This is a genomic window from Staphylococcus sp. T93, assembly GCF_016743875.1.
Lineage (GTDB): Bacteria > Bacillota > Bacilli > Staphylococcales > Staphylococcaceae > Staphylococcus > Staphylococcus aureus.
Map to the genome: position 1 here is coordinate 1496951 of NZ_CP068247.1, position 24251 is coordinate 1521201.

General features: G+C 36.3%; 18 protein-coding genes, 2 tRNA genes, 3 rRNA genes and 1 pseudogene. 4 read left to right on the plus strand and 20 right to left on the minus strand.

The genetic code is table 11. The features are described from left to right. The first annotated feature begins 1 nt into the window (after position 1). The 4 genes from leuB to ilvA are packed head-to-tail and all read left to right on the plus strand — an operon-like array spanning position 2 to position 4288. A complete protein-coding gene (gene leuB, locus JG553_RS07380; RefSeq protein WP_000221956.1) occupies positions 2 to 1048 on the plus strand; it encodes a 3-isopropylmalate dehydrogenase in 1047 nt (348 codons plus the stop codon). A 13-nt stretch (positions 1049 to 1061) separates the two neighbouring features. Next, complete coding sequence (leuC, locus tag JG553_RS07385; RefSeq protein ID WP_000531823.1) at positions 1062 to 2432, plus strand: 3-isopropylmalate dehydratase large subunit; 1371 nt, start codon at positions 1062 to 1064, stop codon at positions 2430 to 2432. Beyond that, entirely contained in the window at positions 2433 to 3005 is a 573-nt protein-coding gene (leuD, locus tag JG553_RS07390; protein ID WP_000718955.1) for a 3-isopropylmalate dehydratase small subunit, read from the plus strand. 14 nt (positions 3006 to 3019) lie between these two features. Continuing rightward, the gene (gene ilvA, locus JG553_RS07395) at positions 3020 to 4288 is read left to right on the plus strand and encodes a threonine ammonia-lyase IlvA (RefSeq protein ID WP_000216853.1); all 1269 of its coding nucleotides are present in this window, start codon (positions 3020 to 3022) and stop codon (positions 4286 to 4288) included. A gap of 209 nt (positions 4289 to 4497) precedes the next feature. On the opposite strand, the gene rrf is transcribed toward ilvA, so the two are convergent. The 20 genes and pseudogenes from rrf to kdpB form a co-directional block, all read right to left on the minus strand. Continuing rightward, positions 4498 to 4612, minus strand: a 5S ribosomal RNA gene (gene rrf / locus JG553_RS07400). 72 nt (positions 4613 to 4684) lie between these two features. Further along, positions 4685 to 7617, minus strand: a 23S ribosomal RNA gene (locus JG553_RS07405). Positions 7618 to 8165: 548 nt separating this feature from the next. After that, a 16S ribosomal RNA gene (locus JG553_RS07410) occupies positions 8166 to 9715 on the minus strand. Together the 16S, 23S and 5S rRNA genes with 2 tRNA genes alongside form the textbook arrangement of a ribosomal RNA operon. A 118-nt stretch (positions 9716 to 9833) precedes the next feature. Beyond that, positions 9834 to 9907: transfer RNA gene (locus tag JG553_RS07415), tRNA-Gly, on the minus strand. Positions 9908 to 9929: 22 nt separating this feature from the next. After that, positions 9930 to 10012, minus strand: a tRNA-Leu gene (locus tag JG553_RS07420). Positions 10013 to 10658: 646 nt separating this feature from the next. Beyond that, positions 10659 to 11114, minus strand: coding sequence for a SprT family protein (locus JG553_RS07425; protein WP_001058111.1), 456 nt, complete (start codon positions 11112 to 11114; stop codon positions 10659 to 10661). Next, positions 11107 to 13257 carry a Tex family protein gene (locus JG553_RS07430; RefSeq protein ID WP_000370125.1) on the minus strand — a complete coding sequence of 717 codons (2151 nt, stop codon included), beginning with the start codon at positions 13255 to 13257 and terminating at the stop codon, positions 11107 to 11109. Before JG553_RS07430 ends, JG553_RS07425 begins: the two co-directional genes overlap by 8 nt. 433 nt (positions 13258 to 13690) lie before the next feature. Then, the gene (gene sigB, locus JG553_RS07435) at positions 13691 to 14461 is read right to left on the minus strand and encodes an RNA polymerase sigma factor SigB (protein ID WP_001041103.1); all 771 of its coding nucleotides are present in this window, start codon (positions 14459 to 14461) and stop codon (positions 13691 to 13693) included. Next, on the minus strand, positions 14436 to 14915 hold the full coding sequence (rsbW, locus tag JG553_RS07440; protein ID WP_001190829.1) for an anti-sigma B factor RsbW: 480 nt from the start codon (positions 14913 to 14915) through the stop codon (positions 14436 to 14438). Before rsbW ends, sigB begins: the two co-directional genes overlap by 26 nt. 1 nt (position 14916) lies before the next feature. After that, on the minus strand, positions 14917 to 15243 hold the full coding sequence (locus JG553_RS07445) for an anti-sigma factor antagonist (protein ID WP_001052491.1): 327 nt from the start codon (positions 15241 to 15243) through the stop codon (positions 14917 to 14919). A gap of 118 nt (positions 15244 to 15361) precedes the next feature. Next, positions 15362 to 16352, minus strand: a pseudogene (locus tag JG553_RS07450) (SpoIIE family protein phosphatase). A 348-nt stretch (positions 16353 to 16700) separates the two neighbouring features. Further along, entirely contained in the window at positions 16701 to 17063 is a 363-nt protein-coding gene (locus JG553_RS07455) for a type II toxin-antitoxin system PemK/MazF family toxin (protein ID WP_000621175.1), read from the minus strand. Beyond that, positions 17060 to 17230, minus strand: a complete 171-nt coding sequence (mazE, locus tag JG553_RS07460; protein ID WP_000948331.1) for a type II toxin-antitoxin system antitoxin MazE — start codon at positions 17228 to 17230, stop codon at positions 17060 to 17062. Before mazE ends, JG553_RS07455 begins: the two co-directional genes overlap by 4 nt. Before the next feature lie 84 nt (positions 17231 to 17314). Further along, positions 17315 to 18463 carry an alanine racemase gene (gene alr, locus JG553_RS07465; RefSeq protein ID WP_001281145.1) on the minus strand — a complete coding sequence of 383 codons (1149 nt, stop codon included), beginning with the start codon at positions 18461 to 18463 and terminating at the stop codon, positions 17315 to 17317. Between the two features lie 65 nt (positions 18464 to 18528). Beyond that, entirely contained in the window at positions 18529 to 18888 is a 360-nt protein-coding gene (gene acpS / locus JG553_RS07470) for a holo-ACP synthase (protein WP_000581200.1), read from the minus strand. 3 nt (positions 18889 to 18891) lie between these two features. Beyond that, a complete protein-coding gene (locus tag JG553_RS07475) occupies positions 18892 to 19383 on the minus strand; it encodes a PH domain-containing protein (protein ID WP_001205910.1) in 492 nt (163 codons plus the stop codon). After that, on the minus strand, positions 19370 to 20953 hold the full coding sequence (locus JG553_RS07480) for a PH domain-containing protein (RefSeq protein WP_001294626.1): 1584 nt from the start codon (positions 20951 to 20953) through the stop codon (positions 19370 to 19372). The genes JG553_RS07475 and JG553_RS07480 overlap by 14 nt, the downstream gene beginning before the upstream one ends. Continuing rightward, positions 20946 to 21425 (minus strand): PH domain-containing protein, encoded by a 480-nt coding sequence (locus tag JG553_RS07485; protein WP_001287088.1) that lies wholly within the window; start codon positions 21423 to 21425, stop codon positions 20946 to 20948. Before JG553_RS07485 ends, JG553_RS07480 begins: the two co-directional genes overlap by 8 nt. Before the next feature lie 208 nt (positions 21426 to 21633). Further along, the gene (locus JG553_RS07490; RefSeq protein ID WP_001092411.1) at positions 21634 to 22194 is read right to left on the minus strand and encodes a K(+)-transporting ATPase subunit C; all 561 of its coding nucleotides are present in this window, start codon (positions 22192 to 22194) and stop codon (positions 21634 to 21636) included. 19 nt (positions 22195 to 22213) lie between these two features. Further along, positions 22214 to 24241 carry a potassium-transporting ATPase subunit KdpB gene (kdpB, locus tag JG553_RS07495; protein ID WP_000546584.1) on the minus strand — a complete coding sequence of 676 codons (2028 nt, stop codon included), beginning with the start codon at positions 24239 to 24241 and terminating at the stop codon, positions 22214 to 22216. Positions 24242 to 24251 lie beyond the last annotated feature (10 nt).

Here is a 24251-nt window from a genome sequence, read left to right on the forward strand (position 1 = left end):
TATGACTTATAACATTGTTGCCCTACCTGGTGATGGAATCGGTCCAGAAATTTTGAACGGATCTCTATCATTGCTTGAAATTATAAGTAATAAATATAACTTTAATTATCAAATAGAGCACCACGAATTTGGTGGTGCCTCTATTGATACATTCGGCGAGCCTTTAACTGAGAAAACCTTAAATGCGTGTAAAAGAGCAGATGCTATTTTACTGGGTGCAATCGGTGGACCTAAATGGACAGATCCTAACAATCGACCAGAACAAGGATTATTAAAATTGCGTAAATCCTTAAATTTATTTGTAAATATACGCCCCACTACCGTTGTCAAAGGCGCTAGTTCTTTATCACCTTTAAAGGAAGAACGCGTTGAAGGCACAGATTTAGTTATAGTCCGTGAATTGACAAGTGGTATTTATTTTGGAGAACCTAGACATTTTAATAATCACGAGGCCTTAGATTCTCTTACTTATACAAGAGAAGAAATAGAACGCATTGTTCACGTAGCATTTAAATTGGCCGCTTCAAGACGAGGAAAACTAACATCAGTTGATAAAGAAAATGTATTAGCTTCTAGTAAATTGTGGCGCAAAGTCGTAAATGAAGTAAGTCAATTATATCCAGAAGTAACAGTAAATCACTTATTTGTTGATGCTTGTAGTATGCATTTAATCACAAATCCAAAACAATTTGACGTCATCGTATGTGAAAACTTATTTGGCGATATTTTAAGTGATGAAGCTTCAGTGATTCCTGGTTCACTTGGTTTATCACCTTCTGCTAGTTTTAGTAACGATGGTCCAAGATTGTATGAGCCTATTCATGGATCAGCACCAGATATTGCAGGTAAAAACGTTGCCAATCCATTTGGAATGATTCTATCTTTAGCGATGTGTTTACGTGAAAGCTTAAATCAACCAGATGCTGCAGATGAATTAGAACAACATATTTATAGCATGATTGAACATGGGCAAACGACAGCAGATTTAGGCGGCAAATTGAATACTACTGATATTTTCGAAATTCTATCTCAAAAATTGAATCACTAAGGGGGAGATGTAAATGGGTCAAACATTATTTGACAAGGTGTGGAACAGACATGTGTTATACGGGAAATTGGGCGAACCGCAACTATTATACATTGATTTACACCTTATACATGAAGTTACTTCTCCTCAAGCATTTGAAGGACTTAGGCTTCAAAACAGAAAATTAAGACGCCCAGATTTAACATTTGCAACACTCGATCACAATGTTCCTACTATTGATATATTCAATATTAAAGATGAAATTGCAAACAAACAAATCACAACATTACAAAAAAACGCCATAGATTTTGGGGTGCATATTTTTGATATGGGTTCTGATGAACAAGGTATTGTTCACATGGTAGGACCTGAGACAGGACTTACACAGCCTGGCAAGACAATCGTTTGTGGTGACTCTCACACAGCAACACATGGAGCATTTGGTGCTATTGCATTTGGAATTGGAACAAGTGAAGTTGAACATGTTTTCGCAACTCAAACGCTATGGCAAACAAAACCCAAAAACTTAAAAATCGATATTAATGGTACCTTACCAACAGGCGTCTATGCTAAGGACATTATTCTGCATTTAATTAAAACGTATGGTGTTGACTTTGGTACAGGCTATGCTTTGGAATTTACTGGCGAAACAATTAAAAACCTTTCAATGGATGGTCGAATGACTATTTGTAACATGGCTATCGAAGGTGGTGCCAAATACGGCATAATCCAACCTGATGATATAACATTTGAATATGTTAAAGGGAGACCATTTGCCGATAACTTCGCTAAATCAGTTGATAAGTGGCGTGAGCTATATTCTGATGACGACGCGATATTTGATCGTGTAATTGAACTTGATGTTTCAACATTAGAACCACAAGTGACATGGGGAACTAATCCTGAAATGGGTGTTAATTTCAGTGAACCATTCCCTGAAATCAATGATATCAACGATCAACGTGCGTATGATTATATGGGGTTAGAACCAGGTCAAAAAGCTGAAGACATCGACTTAGGGTATGTTTTTCTCGGTTCATGTACAAATGCTAGACTATCAGATTTGATTGAAGCTAGTCATATTGTTAAAGGAAATAAAGTTCATCCAAATATTACAGCTATTGTCGTACCAGGTTCTCGTACAGTAAAAAAAGAAGCAGAAAAATTAGGTCTAGATACTATCTTTAAAAATGCAGGATTTGAATGGCGTGAACCAGGATGTTCAATGTGTTTAGGCATGAATCCTGACCAAGTACCTGAGGGCGTACATTGTGCATCTACAAGTAATCGAAACTTTGAAGGACGACAAGGCAAAGGTGCAAGAACACATTTAGTATCCCCTGCTATGGCAGCAGCAGCAGCTATTCATGGTAAATTTGTGGACGTAAGAAAGGTGGTTGTTTAAATGGCAGCAATCAAACCTATTACAACATATAAAGGTAAAATAGTCCCTCTCTTCAACGACAATATCGATACAGACCAAATCATTCCTAAGGTACACTTAAAGCGTATTTCAAAAAGTGGCTTTGGTCCATTTGCTTTTGATGAATGGCGGTACTTACCTGATGGTTCAGATAATCCTGATTTCAATCCTAACAAACCACAATATAAAGGGGCTTCTATTTTAATTACTGGAGATAATTTTGGATGTGGTTCAAGTCGTGAACATGCTGCTTGGGCTCTTAAGGACTATGGTTTTCATATTATTATTGCAGGAAGTTTCAGTGACATATTTTATATGAATTGCACTAAAAATGCGATGTTGCCTATCGTTTTAGAAAAAAGTGCCCGTGAACATCTTGCACAATATGTTGAAATTGAGGTCGATTTACCAAATCAAACTGTGTCATCACCAGACAAGCGTTTCCATTTTGAAATTGATGAAACTTGGAAGAATAAACTTGTAAATGGCTTAGATGACATTGCAATCACCCTACAATATGAATCATTAATAGAAAAATATGAAAAATCACTTTAAGGGAGTTGAATATTATGACAGTCAAAACAACAGTTTCTACGAAAGATATCGATGAGGCATTTTTAAGACTTAAAGATATTGTCAAAGAAACACCTTTACAATTAGACCATTACTTATCTCAAAAGTATGATTGTAAAGTCTATTTAAAACGAGAAGATTTACAATGGGTACGTTCTTTTAAATTAAGAGGTGCTTACAACGCTATTTCTGTTTTATCAGATGAAGCTAAAAGTAAAGGTATTACATGTGCAAGTGCAGGTAATCATGCTCAAGGTGTTGCCTATACAGCTAAAAAACTTAATTTAAACGCTGTTATCTTTATGCCAGTCACTACACCTTTACAAAAGGTAAATCAAGTAAAGTTCTTTGGAAATAGTAACGTTGAAGTTGTACTCACTGGTGATACATTTGATCACTGTTTAGCTGAAGCTTTAACTTATACAAGTGAACATCAAATGAACTTTATAGATCCATTCAATAATGTTCATACAATTTCTGGACAAGGTACGCTTGCTAAAGAAATGCTAGAACAAGCAAAGTCTGACAATGTTAACTTTGATTATCTATTTGCCGCAATTGGTGGTGGCGGTTTAATTTCAGGTATTAGTACTTACTTTAAAACCTATTCACCTACCACGAAAATTATAGGTGTTGAACCTTCAGGTGCAAGTAGTATGTATGAATCTGTTGTGGTAAATAATCAGGTAGTCACATTGCCTAATATCGATAAATTTGTGGACGGTGCATCTGTAGCTAGAGTTGGCGATATTACATTTGAAATTGCAAAAGAAAATGTAGATGATTACGTTCAAGTAGATGAAGGTGCAGTTTGTTCTACGATTTTAGATATGTATTCAAAACAAGCAATTGTAGCAGAACCTGCTGGCGCATTAAGTGTAAGTGCGCTTGAAAACTATAAAGATCATATTAAAGGTAAAACAGTGGTTTGTGTCATTAGTGGTGGTAATAATGATATTAATCGAATGAAAGAAATTGAAGAACGTTCATTACTATACGAAGAAATGAAGCATTACTTTATCTTAAATTTCCCTCAACGTCCAGGTGCATTGAGAGAATTTGTAAATGACGTATTAGGACCTCAAGACGATATTACTAAATTTGAATACTTAAAAAAATCTTCTCAAAATACAGGTACTGTCATTATTGGTATTCAACTTAAAGATCATGATGATTTAATACAACTCAAACAACGTGTAAATCATTTCGATCCTTCCAATATTTATATTAATGAAAATAAGATGTTATATTCATTGTTAATTTAACACATAGTAAGAAAAACAGTCATAAATTGATTTCTAATTGAAATCATCTTATGACTGCTTTTTATTATACTTTACATTTCTCGTTTCGTCAGATTCAAACGTTTTCACTTCGCCAAGCCATCTTTCTTTGTGTTTGCTTTTATTTTGACGTTTTAGACATAAAAAAAGAGACCTTGCGGTCTCAATGCGGCTCATCGCATCCACTTTTTGCCTGGCAACGTTCTACTCTAGCGGAACGTAAGTTCGACTACCATCGACGCTAAGGAGCTTAACTTCTGTGTTCGGCATGGGAACAGGTGTGACCTCCTTGCTATAGTCACCAGACATATGAATGTAAATTATACATTCAAAACTAGATAGTAAGTAAAAGTGATTTTGCTTCGCAAAACATTTATTTTGATTAAGTCTTCGATCGATTAGTATTCGTCAGCTCCACATGTCACCATGCTTCCACCTCGAACCTATTAACCTCATCATCTTTGAGGGATCTTATAACCGAAGTTGGGAAATCTCATCTTGAGGGGGGCTTCATGCTTAGATGCTTTCAGCACTTATCCCGTCCACACATAGCTACCCAGCTATGCCGTTGGCACGACAACTGGTACACCAGAGGTATGTCCATCCCGGTCCTCTCGTACTAAGGACAGCTCCTCTCAAATTTCCTACGCCCACGACGGATAGGGACCGAACTGTCTCACGACGTTCTGAACCCAGCTCGCGTACCGCTTTAATGGGCGAACAGCCCAACCCTTGGGACCGACTACAGCCCCAGGATGCGATGAGCCGACATCGAGGTGCCAAACCTCCCCGTCGATGTGAACTCTTGGGGGAGATAAGCCTGTTATCCCCGGGGTAGCTTTTATCCGTTGAGCGATGGCCCTTCCATGCGGAACCACCGGATCACTAAGTCCGTCTTTCGACCCTGCTCGACTTGTAGGTCTCGCAGTCAAGCTCCCTTATGCCTTTACACTCTATGAATGATTTCCAACCATTCTGAGGGAACCTTTGAGCGCCTCCGTTACCTTTTAGGAGGCGACCGCCCCAGTCAAACTGCCCGCCTGACACTGTCTCCCACCACGATAAGTGGTGCGGGTTAGAAAGCCAACACAGCTAGGGTAGTATCCCACCAGCGCCTCCACGTAAGCTAGCGCTCACGTTTCAAAGGCTCCTACCTATCCTGTACAAGCTGTGCCGAATTTCAATATCAGGCTACAGTAAAGCTCCACGGGGTCTTTCCGTCCTGTCGCGGGTAACCTGCATCTTCACAGGTACTATGATTTCACCGAGTCTCTCGTTGAGACAGTGCCCAAATCGTTACGCCTTTCGTGCGGGTCGGAACTTACCCGACAAGGAATTTCGCTACCTTAGGACCGTTATAGTTACGGCCGCCGTTTACTGGGGCTTCGATTCGTAGCTTCGCAGAAGCTAACCACTCCTCTTAACCTTCCAGCACCGGGCAGGCGTCAGCCCCTATACATCACCTTACGGTTTAGCAGAGACCTGTGTTTTTTTGATAAACAGTCGCTTGGGCCTATTCACTGCGGCTCTTCTGGGCGTTAACCCTAAAGAGCACCCCTTCTCCCCGAAGTTACGGGGTCATTTTTGCCGAGTTCCTTAACGAGAGTTCGCTCGCTCACCTTAGAATTCTCATCTTGACTACCTGTGTCGGTTTGCGGTACGGGCACCTATTTTCTATCTAGAGGCTTTTCTCGGCAGTGTGAAATCAACGACTCGAAGACACAATGTCTTCTCCCCATCACAGCTCAGCCTTAACGAGTACCGGATTTGCCTAATACTCAGCCTTACTGCTTAGACGTGCAATCCAATCGCACGCTTCGCCTATCCTACTGCGTCCCCCCATCGATTAAAACGATTATAGGTGGTACAGGAATATCAACCTGTTATCCATCGCCTACGCCTGTCGGCCTCAGCTTAGGACCCGACTAACCCAGAGCGGACGAGCCTTCCTCTGGAAACCTTAGTCAATCGGTGGACGGGATTCTCACCCGTCTTTCGCTACTCACACCGGCATTCTCACTTCTAAGCGCTCCACATGTCCTTACGATCATGCTTCAACGCCCTTAGAACGCTCTCCTACCATTGTCCAAAGGACAATCCACAGCTTCGGTAATATGTTTAGCCCCGGTACATTTTCGGCGCAGTGTCACTCGACTAGTGAGCTATTACGCACTCTTTAAATGATGGCTGCTTCTAAGCCAACATCCTAGTTGTCTGGGCAACGCCACATCCTTTTTCCACTTAACATATATTTTTGGGACCTTAGCTGGTGGTCTGGGCTGTTTCCCTTTCGAACACGGACCTTATCACCCATGTTCTGACTCCCAAGTTAAATTAATTGGCATTCGGAGTTTGTCTGAATTCGGTAACCCGAGAGGGGCCCCTCGTCCAAACAGTGCTCTACCTCCAATAATCATCACTTGAGGCTAGCCCTAAAGCTATTTCGGAGAGAACCAGCTATCTCCAGGTTCGATTGGAATTTCTCCGCTACCCTCAGTTCATCCGCTCACTTTTTCAACGTAAGTCGGTTCGGTCCTCCATTCAGTGTTACCTGAACTTCAACCTGACCAAGGGTAGATCACCTGGTTTCGGGTCTACGACCAAATACTAAACGCCCTATTCAGACTCGCTTTCGCTACGGCTCCACATTTACTGCTTAACCTTGCATCAAATCGTAACTCGCCGGTTCATTCTACAAAAGGCACGCCATCACCCATTAACGGGCTCTGACTACTTGTAAGCACACGGTTTCAGGTTCTATTTCACTCCCCTTCCGGGGTGCTTTTTCACCTTTCCCTCACGGTACTGGTTCACTATCGGTCACTAGAGAGTATTTAGCCTTAGGAGATGGTCCTCCCAGATTCCGACGGAATTTCACGTGCTCCGTCGTACTCAGGATCCACTCAAGAGAGACAACATTTTTCGACTACAGGATTATTACCTTCTTTGATTCATCTTTCCAGATGATTCGTCTAATGTCGTCCTTTGTAACTCCGTATAGAGTGTCCTACAACCCCAACAAGCAAGCTTGTTGGTTTGGGCTCTTCCCGTTTCGCTCGCCGCTACTAAGGGAATCGAATTTTTCTTTCTCTTCCTCCGGGTACTAAGATGTTTCAGTTCTCCGGGTGTGCCTTCTGATATGCTATGTATTCACATATCGATAACATGACATAACTCATGCTGGGTTTCCCCATTCGGAAATCTCTGGATCAAAGCTTACTTACAGCTCCCCAAAGCATATCGTCGTTAGTAACGTCCTTCATCGGCTTCTAGTGCCAAGGCATCCACCGTGCGCCCTTAATAACTTAATCTATGTTTCCACCATTTTTATAAGTCAAACGCTCACATACGGCTTCGTTTTCATTATTTTAAATGCTCATTTACATAAGTAAACTCTGCTTTAAAATAATTTAACTCATTGTCTGCTAAACGTTTTCTTTTATAAAAAGATTTAAACGCGTTATTAATCTTGTGAGTGTTCTTTCGAACACTAGCGATTATTTCTTATGAATTCAAGCTTATTTAAAACTCTTTATTCACTCGGTTTTGCTTGGTAAAATCTATATTTTACTTACTTATCTAGTTTTCAATGTACAATTTCTTTTTAGTCAAGCGCTCGCATACTGCTTTATTTTCAAAAAATCAAATGCTCATTTACAAAAGTAAACTCCGCTTTAATTTTTCTTAATGCATTGTCTAACAACCGCTTTCTTTAAAAAGAATAGATTGTCAAGCGCTCGCATAAGCAATATCACTTTAACCAAAAAATATTTGAATGTTAAATAAACATTCAAAACTGAATACAATATGTCACGTTATTCCGCATCTTCTGAAGAAGATGTTCCGAATATATCCTTAGAAAGGAGGTGATCCAGCCGCACCTTCCGATACGGCTACCTTGTTACGACTTCACCCCAATCATTTGTCCCACCTTCGACGGCTAGCTCCTAAAAGGTTACTCCACCGGCTTCGGGTGTTACAAACTCTCGTGGTGTGACGGGCGGTGTGTACAAGACCCGGGAACGTATTCACCGTAGCATGCTGATCTACGATTACTAGCGATTCCAGCTTCATGTAGTCGAGTTGCAGACTACAATCCGAACTGAGAACAACTTTATGGGATTTGCTTGACCTCGCGGTTTCGCTGCCCTTTGTATTGTCCATTGTAGCACGTGTGTAGCCCAAATCATAAGGGGCATGATGATTTGACGTCATCCCCACCTTCCTCCGGTTTGTCACCGGCAGTCAACTTAGAGTGCCCAACTTAATGATGGCAACTAAGCTTAAGGGTTGCGCTCGTTGCGGGACTTAACCCAACATCTCACGACACGAGCTGACGACAACCATGCACCACCTGTCACTTTGTCCCCCGAAGGGGAAGGCTCTATCTCTAGAGTTGTCAAAGGATGTCAAGATTTGGTAAGGTTCTTCGCGTTGCTTCGAATTAAACCACATGCTCCACCGCTTGTGCGGGTCCCCGTCAATTCCTTTGAGTTTCAACCTTGCGGTCGTACTCCCCAGGCGGAGTGCTTAATGCGTTAGCTGCAGCACTAAGGGGCGGAAACCCCTAACACTTAGCACTCATCGTTTACGGCGTGGACTACCAGGGTATCTAATCCTGTTTGATCCCCACGCTTTCGCACATCAGCGTCAGTTACAGACCAGAAAGTCGCCTTCGCCACTGGTGTTCCTCCATATCTCTGCGCATTTCACCGCTACACATGGAATTCCACTTTCCTCTTCTGCACTCAAGTTTTCCAGTTTCCAATGACCCTCCACGGTTGAGCCGTGGGCTTTCACATCAGACTTAAAAACCGCCTACGCGCGCTTTACGCCCAATAATTCCGGATAACGCTTGCCACCTACGTATTACCGCGGCTGCTGGCACGTAGTTAGCCGTGGCTTTCTGATTAGGTACCGTCAAGATGTGCACAGTTACTTACACATATGTTCTTCCCTAATAACAGAGTTTTACGATCCGAAGACCTTCATCACTCACGCGGCGTTGCTCCGTCAGGCTTTCGCCCATTGCGGAAGATTCCCTACTGCTGCCTCCCGTAGGAGTCTGGACCGTGTCTCAGTTCCAGTGTGGCCGATCACCCTCTCAGGTCGGCTATGCATCGTTGCCTTGGTAAGCCGTTACCTTACCAACTAGCTAATGCAGCGCGGATCCATCTATAAGTGACAGCAAGACCGTCTTTCACTTTTGAACCATGCGGTTCAAAATATCATCCGGTATTAGCTCCGGTTTCCCGAAGTTATCCCAGTCTTATAGGTAGGTTATCCACGTGTTACTCACCCGTCCGCCGCTAACATCAGAGAAGCAAGCTTCTCGTCCGTTCGCTCGACTTGCATGTATTAGGCACGCCGCCAGCGTTCATCCTGAGCCAGGATCAAACTCTCCATAAAAATTATGATGTTTGATTAGCTCATAAATACTAAATAATGTTTGTAACTTATAGTTACGTTTTTGGAATTAACGTTGACATATTGTCATTCAGTTTTCAATGTTCATTAAAATTATCTATGGAGCGGGTGATGGGAATCGAACCCACAACATCAGCTTGGAAGGCTGAGGTTTTGCCATTAAACTACACCCGCTTATTTAAATTAAGAATTTTGATGCGGCCGAGAGGACTTGAACCTCCACGGGATTTCTCCCACTAGGCCCTCAACCTAGCGCGTCTGCCATTCCGCCACGACCGCGGATATAGGCATTTAAAACATCTTCGTTTTTCAGAACGTTATTTATTATATTATGTTTAAAAATATTTGTCAATAACTTTTAATCGTTTTTTTACATTAAATTAATTTGTGTTATCAGTTGTTAACACAACGCTATTTATAATAAAACATTTAGAACTTATTGTCAACATATTTTATAAATTAAATTTAGAATTGACTGTCTTTCAAATCAAAGTTTATTTAATTTGTTCTTTTTTAAGGAACGTGTTTAATCATACTAACTATAAGCTGTACAGTCAATAGAAAAGTTCAATCAAAATGTCATGAAAAATGTATAATTATCTTTTGTGCTACTTTAAAGCTTTAATTGGGTAAAGTTTATATATTAATTATTACTAAAATACGCCAAGATTTTTAATCTAATCATTTTAATTTCATCCTATCAAGCCACAATTTATGCCATTACCTATATCATAAGTAGAAAAGCCGAGATTGCGAAGTATTAAATTACGACAATCTCGGCTTTAAACATTTTATAAACACAATTTCTTCTTATTCAATTACTATGTTTACCAATCAAAATAACTCACTGATAAATTCTATATAAATTCCATACAACTCATAAATAATCTTACATATACACGAATTAGCTCTATTTGTATTGTACTTATTTCAATTGTCTTTTCATTCTTAATTTTCCATTGCAATGTCCGCAACGCATACGATTCGTATCAACTTTACGGATACGTATATATTTTGCATGACATTTAGTGCAATAATATTCATAATTTGCCCGTTGTTGATAGCTTTCAATGCTGTTACAAAATCTAGGCGCTCCAACCTGTTGGCTCAATCGTTTAAAATCTTGATCTTTATGTTGATAACCTTTACCAGCAATATGCAAGTGATAATGACACAATTCGTGCAGTATAATTTTTACAACAGCATCTTCTCCATAATGCTCATATTGTTTTGGATTAATTTCAATATCATGGGACTTTAAAAGATAACGTCCGCCTGTTGTACGTAACCTTTTATTAAAATATGCACAATGTCGAAACGTACGTCCAAATTTTTCTTCCGAAAGATTCTCAACCATTCGCTGAAGTTTGTCATTATTCATGTGGATCAATCATCGTTAATGATACTTTGTCTTTATTTTTGTCAATACTGTAAATCCAAACGTCAACGATATCACCAACACTGACAATATCCATTGGATTTTTTACGAACTTCTTAGAAAGTTTCGAAACATGGACAAGTCCATCTTGTTTAACACCTATATCTACAAATGCTCCAAAATCTACTACATTTCTAACTGTACCACTCAATTTCATTCCTTCTTGTAAATCTTCAATTGATAGCACATCGGATTTAAGGATTGGTGTTTCAAACTCGTTCCTTGGATCTCGATTAGGTGCTTTCAAGGATTTAATAATATCCTCTAATGTAGGTACACCGACTTGTAATTCAATCGCCAGTTCATCCATATCCAATGAATTTAATTTAGCTTTTAATGCATCACTACCTAAATCATTGCCACCAAATCCGAGTTTATCTAATAACTGATACGTTACTTTATAGCTTTCGGGATGAATCGATGTATTATCCAATGGCTCTGAACCGTCTACTATTCTTAAAAATCCTATACTCTGCTCAAAAGTTTTAGCACCCAAACGCTTAATCTTGCTTAACTCTTTATTATGCTTTATTGCGCCATTTTCTTCTCTATATGCAATTATATTTTTAGCAATTTGCGAACTTAGACCAGACACATATTGTAATAATGATGATGATGCTGTATTGACATCAACACCTACTTGGTTAACTGCTGTTTCAACAACGAAAGTTAATGCATTTTCTAGTGCTTTTTGATTAACATCATGCTGGTATTGTCCGACACCAATAGATTTAGGATCGATTTTAACTAATTCACTTAATGGATCTTGAACGCGTCGTCCAATTGATACGGCACTTCTTTCTTCCACTTGAAAATCAGGAAATTCATCTCTAGCAATTTCTGATGCTGAGTATACTGAAGCGCCCGCTTCATTGACAATGATGAATTGTACTGGCAACTGATGCTTTTTAATTAAATCTGCAACAAATTGTTCTGTTTCACGACTTGCAGTACCATTGCCAATTGCAATTAATTGCACATCATACGCTTTAACCATTTGTACAAAATCCTTCTCTGCTGCCTCTTTTTTAGAAACTGGTGGATGCGGATAAATCACACCTTTTGCTATAAAAGTACCGAATGGGTTAATGACTGCTAATTTACAACCTGTTCTAAATGCTGGATCTACGCCTAATATTTGTTTACCTTTCATTGGAGGTTGCAGTAATAGATTTCTTAAGTTTTCACTAAAAACATCTATTGCATGATTTTCAGCTTTTTCAGTTAAATCAGCATGGATTTCACGCTCTATCGAAGGGACAATTAAGCGTTTCAAGCTATCTTTAATCGCCTCTAAAATATAACTGCGATTTACATTATTATGATTGATTTCTTGACGTGCAATGAAATCCTCTACTGATGTCGTATCGAATTCAAACTTTACAGATAATACTTTCTCTTTTTCACCACGATTAACAGCTAAAACTCTATGATTAGCAATGCGTTTAATTGGCTCACTATATGCATAGTACATTTCAAAAATACCTTTTTCATCTTCAGCATTTTTCTTTTTAGATGTAGTTAACACACCTTGATGATACATATCTTTTAAAATTTTTGTTCTATATTTAGGATTATCTGAAATTTGTTCCGCAATAATATCTTGTGCACCTTTGATAGCATCTTCAACCGATTGCACTTCTTCATTTATAAATTGTTGTGCTTTTTCTTCAATTGAGACTTCATGTTTACGTGCCTTCATCCATATCGCTAATGGCTCTAACCCTTTACGTTTCGCCTCAGTTGCCCTTGTCTTTTTCTTTTGTTTAAAAGGCCTATATAGGTCTTCAACACGTTGTAATTTGTTCTGTTTTAAAATATCCTTCTTTAATTCCTCAGTAAGTAATCCTTGCTGTTCTATATTTTTGATAACTTCTTCTTTACGTTTTTGTAAATTGACCATATATTGGTATTCGTCATCAATTTGCTTTATTTGAACTTCATCTAGTCCACCAGTTTGCTCTTTTCGATACCTCGCAATAAATGGTACTGTATTTTTTTCTTCTAGCAGTGTTAATACTGCTTCAATTTGTTTTTTACTAAATTGATATTTCTCTATGATTGAATTAATCAATTGATTGTCCATTTACTTAACCCACACTTTTTCTTAAATTTACTCATTTATTTTAACATATTCTAAAATACTTCTATTAAGATATGATACTTAATGTAATTTTCACTTCCAAAACATTTAAAACGAATGATTAGGTCATACTATATTTTAAAACGCACTAAGATTATTGAAAATGACACACCATCATTTCTAAATTTCATAATCTAAGACTACTTTTTTTATTCTAATAGCAACCCACCTATTTAAAACGACAATTAGATATCTTCTTCACTTAAATTATTAATACTATATCGCGACATTTATGTGGATACACATTAAACTACACTAATAATGTATTAATTCGAAAATCTTAATTAAATTAAAAATACCCCTCGATTTCAATTTAATAATCAAGGGATAATTATATGGATTTTTCATTATAAAACGTATCATTAATAAACAAATTCTATTGATGTGCTGCTTCTTGTAATTTCTTAATTGCCGTTCTCTGAAGTCGTGATACATGCATTTGACTTAAACCGATACGCTCACCTGTCTCTTTTTGACTCAATCCTTCAATAAACGTACATTGTATGATTTCTCGTTCGCGATCAGATAATATAGGTAATATTTTTTCTAAAATCATACGTTTTTCAGTTAAGTCATAATGGTCATCTTGTTGCCCCATAATATCTAATAGCGTAACAGTTGAACCATCTTTATCAGCTTCAATGGAATGATCAACACTTAACGCATTATAACTTTGTCCCATTTCCATTGCTTCTAACACTTCTTCTTCTGAGACTTCTAATCGATCAGCTATTTCACTGATAGAAGGTGAACGCTCTAATTCAGCGGTTAGTTCATCGCTCACTTTTTTGATTCTTGGCCCAATTTCTTTAATACGTCTCGGAACATGTACACTCCAAGTTTTATCTCGTAGATATCTTTTGATTTCACCGATTACAGTAGGTACTAAAAAGGCTTCAAACTTCCGTTCAAAGGACATATCGAATCTATTTATGGCACCTATTAAACCAACCATACCAACTTGAACTAAATCTTCGTGATGTGATTGTCCTTTAGAATATTTATATGCCAATGACTCAATTAGTTTTTGGTAATGTTTAACTAACTTATCCTGTGCATCTGTATTCTTATTTTCTTGGTGTTCTTTAATCCATTGGTTAATTTGCTCAGGTGAAATTTCATTAGCTGATTTCGACTCTTTCGCCATTATTTCGCACCTGCTCTTTTTTTATATACTTAGTCATACTGATTGTCACACCAGATTCTTTATATACTGTGACTTCATCCATTAAAGATTCGATTAAAAATAAACCTAGGCCACCTTCGCGTAAAAAGTCTATATTTTCGTCTTTATCGTAAGGACCTATTTTTGATTTAGTTGTTTCATAATCAAAACTGTCACCTTTATCAGAAATAACAATTTTAATTTTATCTTCTAAAATTTCAAAATATATGTTAATAATGCCCACATTGTTATTTTCTTTGTATGCATGTTTAACTGCATTTGTCACAGCTTCACTAACTGCAATCTTGGCATCTTCAATATCATCATATGTAGCACCAGCTCTCGAAAAAACGCCAGAAAGTGTTAAACGAATTAAACTTACATACTCTGCCGATGCTGGCACGCGCATTTCGATAAAATCTTCTTTAGATTGCATGTTATTCGACCTCCGTTCCTTCATTAACATGCATTAAATCCTTAAGACCAGTAATTTCAAATAGTCTACCGATACGATCTGACACACCTAAAATGTATAGTTCTTTATCATTTTGGTTTAATGCTTTTAATGTACCTACGAATAAACCTAAACCTGTCGAATCCATATAACTCACATTTTCTAAATTAACATAAATATCACGAGTTCCATCTTGTCTCATAGGTGTTAAAACCTCTTCTAATTCAGGCACAGTATAAACATCTAATTCTCCACCGACTTTAACTTCGTAAAATTTATCTTGAGTGGTTGTTTCTATATTAAGATTCATTTCATTACACTCCTACTTATTAAAAATATTTATCTTCATTTTAAGCGCTGTATCCACCATATTTATATTTCAAATTATTATATACCCATCGAAATAATTTCTAATCTTCTTTTTTAAATTAATTTACTCTTTTTATAATCAAAATAGTCATATCATCTTTTTTATTTGGGTTTTGAAGCTTTAAAATTGCTTCATAGATAATTTGAACAATATCTTGTGGGTGCATATGTTTATGTTTTTTAATATATTCTAAAAGTTTTTGTTTATCTATAAAGGTACCTTCACTATTTCTAGCTTCAGTCACACCATCCGTTAAAATGATAATTAAATCATCAAGGTATATTGGAATTTCTTGTTGTTGATATCGTGTTTGTGAACTGATTCCTAACACTCTACCTCTAACTGAAATTTCTTCAAATTCTTCTTTTTCAGCGCGATAAATATATCCAGGCTCATGACCAGCTGAACTACAATACAATAAATGGTTCATTTCTTCATATAAACCATAAAACATTGTGACGAACATATTTTGATTAATATTCTTTTCAACAACACGATTTAAACGTTTTAAACCATCACTCGGTAATTGTGAGTGTCCATAAGAATCCATGCCAAACTTTATCATACTCATTGCTAAAGCAGCTGGTATACCTTTTCCAATGACATCTGCAACAGCAAAGCTCATTGTGCCATCGTTATGGTCAATTAAATTAAAATAATCTCCACTTACTTTTTGTGCCGCCACTGAAATAACGCCAATTTGAATACTATCAAATTGTGGAATATCTGTTTTAAGCATTGTTTGTTGTAAGCTAGAAGCTAAGTCTATCTCTTTATCGTGAACTTGAAGTTTATCTACCAATCTTTGATAATCTCGATAACTATAACCAAATTTCTTGTAAGACATCTAATGTCTTGAACACATCTTCACGCGTTAAGTTTAACGTCAATATATAGTTTTTGTGAATATCGACAATGTCTTCAGGCAAGACGTCCTTACGAATCACTTCGTCAGTGTATTTCTCACACTTTTTTATCAATTCTACTTTATCTTGGCACGTTAAACTTTCATCAATTAAACCCTTATAATGTTGCTTAAATTCTTCCACGATTAGTTGCCTCCTCACTTCCCTTACAAAGCAAATGCTTAAGCAAGGATAATTATGATTCACTTACTAACATTTATTTAATTGCACTTATCAATTTTGTCGTTTGCAATTTTGCTGTAGATGATACTTTTAAGCTAAAAAAACTTTAGGATGGAATACCTAAAGCCTAAAAAACTTAAGACATCCTTTTATAATAAAAAATATGAATATCATAACTGGTATTTGCTAAAATCTTTGTTTATAAGAAAATTCTTCGTACAGAATTTAGAAATAGTTATAATTATTATAAAGTTATTGTCTTTTATATCAATATTTTATTTATCTCTGAAAAATACATATAATAGACGCCTAATTTTTCTGGTGAGCTACTGCATTCAGCCCTAAACTAATCATTAGTGCATTATCTACTTCTTTCATTTTATCATCGGATAAGTACGTCAGTTTTTCTTTCAATCGTTTTTTATCAAGTGTACGAATTTGTTCTAATAATATAACTGAGTCTTTATCCAACTTATACTTTTTCTTTTCAATCTCTACATGTGTCGGTATTTTCGCTTTATTAATCCTACCAGTTATTGCCGCAACAATAACTGTAGGACTATATTTATTACCAGTATCATTTTGAATTATGACTACAGGTCTGACTCCCCCTTGTTCAGATCCCTGTACTGGTGATAAATCTGCTAAATAAACATCTCCTCGTCTAATCATTCATTCGTTGAATTAGAAGATAAATATGTTTCGTTGCAATCGCATGCTTCACACTCTATCGGAAAAGCTTCGTTCGCTAGGGAGAGATTTAAATCAGCCATTTGTGAATATCCTTCTTTTAAAGATTGTTCTAAGCTATGACTTCTATTTTGACTAAAAGATAACATATGAGAACCTCCAATTGATTCCAAAAGTTATTAAATGACCTTTAATTACTCTAATGATAACAAATTTTATATGCACTGACCATATTATTTTAACAATTCATTTGTTACAAAACGTTGATCACCATCATGATAGATTCGCGGCAAACGTCTCGACAAGTTACAAAGCACTTCATAATTAATAGTATGTTGCTTTTCAGCTACCACCTCTACCGACTGTGGACTTTCTCTATGATTATCTATTAAAATCACCGAATCTCCAGCTTTAACTTGATCTGGCACTTTAACAATTGTCTGATCCATACATACGCGACCAATAACTTCGCATTGATGACCATTTACATTTACAAAGCTACCTTGCATTATGCGTAAATAGCCATCTGCATATCCAATAGGTAACAATGCTATTGTAGTTGGGTCAGTAGCTGTATAAGTTGCACCATAACTTACAGACTCACCCGCTTGTAGCGTCTTTGTTTGAACTACATTAGCAATTAATTGCACACTTGGTTTAAGGTGTACTTTAACTTTTTGCTGTACATACTCTGATGGATAATATCCATAAAGGGAAATTCCTGGTCTTATTGCATTACAGAATTGGCAATCCATTAATAGAGAGCCTGCTGAGTTCTGACAATGTATATATTCAGGTTTAATTGCTTCATTGACCATATCTTTAAAACGTTGATATTGTTCAGTTGTCATATCTCCTGGTTCGTCAGCACAGGCAAAGTGTGTAAACACGCCTTCAAATACAAGTTGCTCATATTGTTGAATGATTTCAATCACTTCTTGATACGTTTTAGTATCTTTAATACCTAAACGTCCCATTCCTGTATCTAATTTAATGTGCAACCATAACTTTTTCTCTTGCTCACCAGAAATGTTTTTAATTGCTTCTTTCAACCACTGTTTAGACGGAACCGTTAAGGCAACTCGGTGTTGTATCGCTTTATCAATATCTTTAGCTGGTAACACACCTAAGACTAAAATTTTAGCAGTAATCCCATGCATTCTAAGTTCTATCGCTTCATCTAACGTTGCTACAGCAAAAAATGTGGCGCCATTTTCCATTAAATGACGTGCTACTTTAACACTACCTAGTCCATAGGCATTGGCTTTAACGACAGCCATCACTGTTTTATTTGGATGCAATGTACTGAATACTTTGAAATTTGATGCAACAGCGTTTAAATCTACATTCATATACGCAGATCTATAATATTTATCCGACATATTACTTCCTCCTGTAATTCCCACACGTTTTAAAACTAGATCTTAATTATCATTGTATAACAAATTTAAAATGCTGACTTTTCTAAAACAACTTGGCTCATCGCATAATGCTCAGTGTGTGAGATACTAACATGTACGATAAACCCTTCGTAATCAATCTTTGGTTTGCCAAGTTCGTCGTTGTAACAGTCTATATCGTTAAAAGCTACATGTTTTCCTAAGCCTGTGCCTAATGCTTTACTGAACGCTTCTTTTGTAGCAAACCTGCCAGCTAAAAATTCAATTTTACGTTGCTCATGTGTGAAATTGTTGAATTTGTGCTGTTCATTTTTAGTTAAAATCCGCTCAACCAATTTTGGTTGCTTACTATATAACGCTTGTATTCGATCGATTTCGATTAAATCTACACCAATTCCATGTATCATTGATTATTCCTCATTTTTATTGTTTTCTAAATGTCTCTCGTTATTTAACCATCGTTTCAATCTACGTGCTTCACTTCTATCTATTAATTCAATTTCAGCTTGACCACCCGCTGTATAAAGGGTCAAAGTTGCTAATCGATAGCGTCTCATTATAGGACCAACATCGATATCAATATTTTGAATACGAAAATATGGTATTACCTTTTCATCCAAAAATAAAATGCCGTTTCGTACACGCAAATGGTGTTTTTCAAATGCATATCTGCAGTGCTTATATCGATAGACTGGCGCTATAACAAGCGTGAAAACAGCAACAAGTAATATTATAATCACACTACTAACAATGGATAAATGGTTATCTAAAATCTCCCAAAATAGCCAGTTCAAAATATTAAATGCGATTAAAAGTACAAGCGCTATGGGTATCCAAAACAGCACAGCACTTAACCTCATCACTTTTTTAGCGTGTGGTGACATAAAATTATAATCCCTCATCATTTTCACCTCTTAAATACCATGATTTCAATTTATTTGCATCTTCACTTCTTGCGTATTTTAAGTTAATCGATTGGGCTCCCACACCTTTAGCAACAATAAAGCTAAAATTATTTAAATTGTTGCGTTTAAGTAATGTATGTTGCCAAGTGTCAAATCCTATAATGTGATGCGCTTTAAAATAATAAATATTTCGTTTCAATAGCTCGAAATTCTGGATAGTAATTTGTTCTTCTGTCATTTTAAAACCCGCATGTTTGACATAAAGATATCCTTTGATCACAAATAAACCAATAATGACTATTGTTATAATCGTAAATAACAATAATAATTGATTCCAAAAATAACAGCCTATACCTGCCATAGCTATGACAATAATACTAGGTATTAAAAAGTGTCTGTGGAAACCTGACAAAGGCATACCTTCATTAACTTGTTGATAAGATAAATCTGGTACTAAATTCTGGATAATTTGATATGCTTTGTCTCGTTTAATAAACGGCAATATCGGCACACTACCTGAATCATTGTCATCATCTTCGATTTTTTTATTTTCAAAATCACTTGTGATGATAAAATGTATTGCTGTGTAGCCAAATAATCTTCGTATATATGACTGACGTTCAACAACAGCTTGCAATCGTTTCGTTGGTACAGTTACTTTCTTCTTGTTAAAGAGACCATATTCAATTTTAAGTTGCTCATTTTCAAGCATCACCGAAAAGCCATAAAATCTTATCATTGTTATAATCGTTCCAATAATATATGCCACTATTAATACTAGTAAAATGATGATTAATACTGAAATACTTACAATTTGAACCCATTGACTAATTTCATGATTTAGCTTCGACCATGGGATCAACTCTCTTACAGCCCCGTAAATCGGTACTAAAGCTGCTAACGTTACACCAATGGCGCCACTGGTCATTGCCATAAATAGTGATTCTTTAAAATTCATCTGATATATAGGAATGCGTTTATTTTTCTGATTAAGCATACTATCAGTGTTCTGCACTTCATCTAAGCGACCTTCTGCGATGTCTTCCACATTACCTTCAATGTCATGATTACAGTTGTCATTCTTCTCAGCACTAGACTTTTGCGCCACTTCTGTCTTCAACTCTGTTTGCAATTGATCAATATATCGTTCAAGATATTCACCTTGTTTTTTCGAAATAACACTTAAGACAATACCATCACTTGGTGTTTTGATTTGTAAATCCACACCACCAATAATTTGATTGACGACCCCTTGTGTCATATCAACGGACTGAATACGTTTTATATTTAATTCTTTACGCTTTTTATTAAAAATACCTGTTGTTAAAATGAAATAATTATCCTCAATCCAATATCGCGTGTTCATAATTCCGACAATTTGAGAAATGTATGATATTAAAAAGAATACAAATACAATACCTATCCATAAATATGATTCGGGATTCGTATAATCAAAATCTTTCAATTGAAAGATAATGAAAATAAAAAAGACGACTATGTTTTGTTTGATAGCATTGATTATGCCATTAAAATATGAAATCGGATGTAATTTTTGAGGTTCAGACATCACTTTCAACCCCTCTCAAATTCGACATAGTTCTCTCTTCGATTATTTTAACATCGTCATGAGACATCATCGGTAAATAAATAGTATGACCTGCAGTCATAAATCCAACTTTATACAAATTAAGCACTTTACTAATTGGATTAGATTTAATCGACAAGTATTGTAAACGTTCAATTCGACTCGTTTCTTCTTTATATATAAAAAATGATGTACGATATTGTACACTTAGTTGATCAACTTTATAAAAGCGACAATGATATTGCCATAAAGGCTTAATAAATAATTTTAATGTACTCAGAGCACCTAAAACCAACAAAATATAAAGTAAGTAATGTGGCCATTCAAATCTTAACCATATAAAATAAAAAATGACATACACAGCTACACTCAATATAAATTCTAAGCCATTCGTAATGTAGTAATACAACAATGCTGACTTAGGACTCTTAGTCAACTTAGTATAATCTGACATATACCCCTCTCCCCAAATAAAAAATTATACGGATTTATAATCTATTTCATTTTATTTTTATATGATGATAATTATAGCATATGGAATATTTCATGCTAATTTATTCTTCCTAAAGGTACATCTAAAAATTTAATTAAGCAGAAAGTGCTTGAATTGCTAAAAAGACACCATGTTATAATTTTATCAACATGATGCCTTTCATCTATAATCAATCTTTCATCTTATCAAGAGCGATATTTAGTTCAAGCACATTCACATAATCATTTGTTAACACACCACGCTGCTTACGATGTTGAATCAAGTCGGCCACTCTTGAAGTAGATACATGACGAGCATCAGCAATACGAGGTGCTTGCTTCAATGCATTTTCGACCGTAATATGCGGATCTAAGCCCGACCCAGAACTTGTTGCAGCATCTATTGTTACATTTGAATTCCCAAATTTAACATGATGTTTCATGCGTGCTATTAATTCGGTGTTTCCATTCGATTCATTACTTCCACCTGAAGATACGCCGTTTTTATATAATTTTTCAGGATTCATATTATAATCAACTGCACTCGGTCTCCCGTGAAAATATCGTGTCTCTGTCCAGTGCTGTCCAATCAATTTTGATCCAACTATACGATTGTCATACGTAATTAAACTGCCATTTGCTTGTTGATAAAAAAATATTTGACCAATTAACGTGATAGCTAACGGGAATAAAAATCCACATAATACCATAGTTATTATCGTTAAACAAATACTATTTCTTATCGTATTCATGGTACAGGCTCCTTCCTCTTTACACAAAAAATTGTACAATCATATCTATTAATTTAATGCCTAAAAACGGGACGATTAATCCACCTAATCCATAAATCAACATATTATTTATAAAGATTCTATCAATGCTGTAACCCTTTACTTTTACACCTTTCATGGCAATTGGAATTAAGGCAACAATGATTAATGCATTGAATATCAAAGCTGATATAATTGCAGATTTAGGTGACGATAAATGCATAATATTTAGTGAAGTCATTTCTGGAATTGTTGACATCATTAGTGCAGGTAAAATTGCAAAGTATTTTGCTACGTCATTAGCCAAACTAAATGTCGTTAATGCACCTCTCGTCATTAATAATTGTTTGCCTATTTTTACAACCTCTATTAACTTTGTAGGATTCGAATCTAAATCAATTAGATTAGCTGCCTCTTTAGCACTAATTGTCCCTGAGTTCATAGCTAATCCTATATTCGCTTGTGCTAGCGCAGGTGCATCATTTGTACCATCTCCTGTCATCGCAACAATATGGCCTTTCGCTTGTTCATCTTTGATGACTTTAATTTTATCTTCGGGTTTACACTCTGCAACAAATCTATCAACCCCGGCTTCTTTTGCAATTGTAGCTGCTGTTAAAGCATTATCACCTGTACACATAACTGTTTCAATCCCCATTTTTCTCAATTCAGTAAATCGTTCTACAAGACCATCTTTAATCACATCTTTTAAATAAATCACGCCAAGCATGACATTGTTTTCAATGACTATTAATGGTGTGCCACCTTTACTCGATACATCCATACAGAGAGACTCAATATTAAGAGGAATATTGCCTTGTTGTTGTTTGACAAGATTTATCATACTATTAGGTGCACCTTTGAATACCGATATTTCATTTGTAATGATTCCGCTCATTCTAGTTTCAGCTGTAAAAGGCTTATATGTGCCATCAATGTCTTTAGGCAGCTCATTTATATACATCTGCTTCGCTAATCGTACAATACTTTTTCCTTCTGGCGTATCATCGTAGATTGATGACATATAAGCAGCGACTATCAATTTTTCAAGCATTTGTTGATTCACTGGTAAAAATTCACTAGCGATTCGATTGCCATAAGTGATTGTGCCTGTCTTGTCTAAAATCATTACATCGACATCTCCACATACTTCTACAGCACGCCCACTTTTCGCTAATACATTGAATTGAGTAACACGATCCATGCCTGCAATACCAATCGCCGATAACAAACCACCGATTGTCGTTGGTATTAAACATACTGTTAACGCAATGAGCATCGCAATAGGTAAAATTAAATGCAGGTAAGATGCTATTGGATATAACGTTACAATAACGACTAAAAATATAATTGTTAACGTTGTTAATAATGTAAAAAGTGCAATTTCATTTGGTGTTTTATTTCTTTCCGCCCCTTCAACTAAGGCAATCATTTTATCTAAAAAAGATGTACCCGCTTCACTCTCAACACGTATTTCTAACCAATCAGATGTTACAAGTGTACCGCCAATGACTCCATCAAAATCGCCACCTGATTCTTTTATCACAGGTGCAGACTCACCAGTAATTGCAGATTCATCAACGGTTGCTAATCCATTTATTACAACGCCATCAGCAGGGATTGTTTCTCCATTTTCTACCCGAATATTTTGTCCGGCTTTTAACTCTGTGGCGTTCACTATCCGATACGCACCATTTTCTTCTATCAATCGAGCAGTTAAATTTGATTGTGCTTGTCTTAAACTATCAGCTTGCGCTTTTCCACGACCTTCAGCAAAGGCTTCTGAAAAATTAGCAAACAATATAGTTATTAATAATATGATAAAAATTGTAATCAAATAACCTCGCGATAGATAGCTAGTTCCAAATATGTCAGGAAAACATATTAATATCAACGTTAAAATCATTCCAACCTCAACGACAAACATTATCGGATTTTTTATTAATTGTTTAAGATTCAGCTTATAAAAACTCATTTTCAAAGCTTCTATCACCATTGTTTGATTGAAATATTTATTTACATGATGCATTTTTTCCATC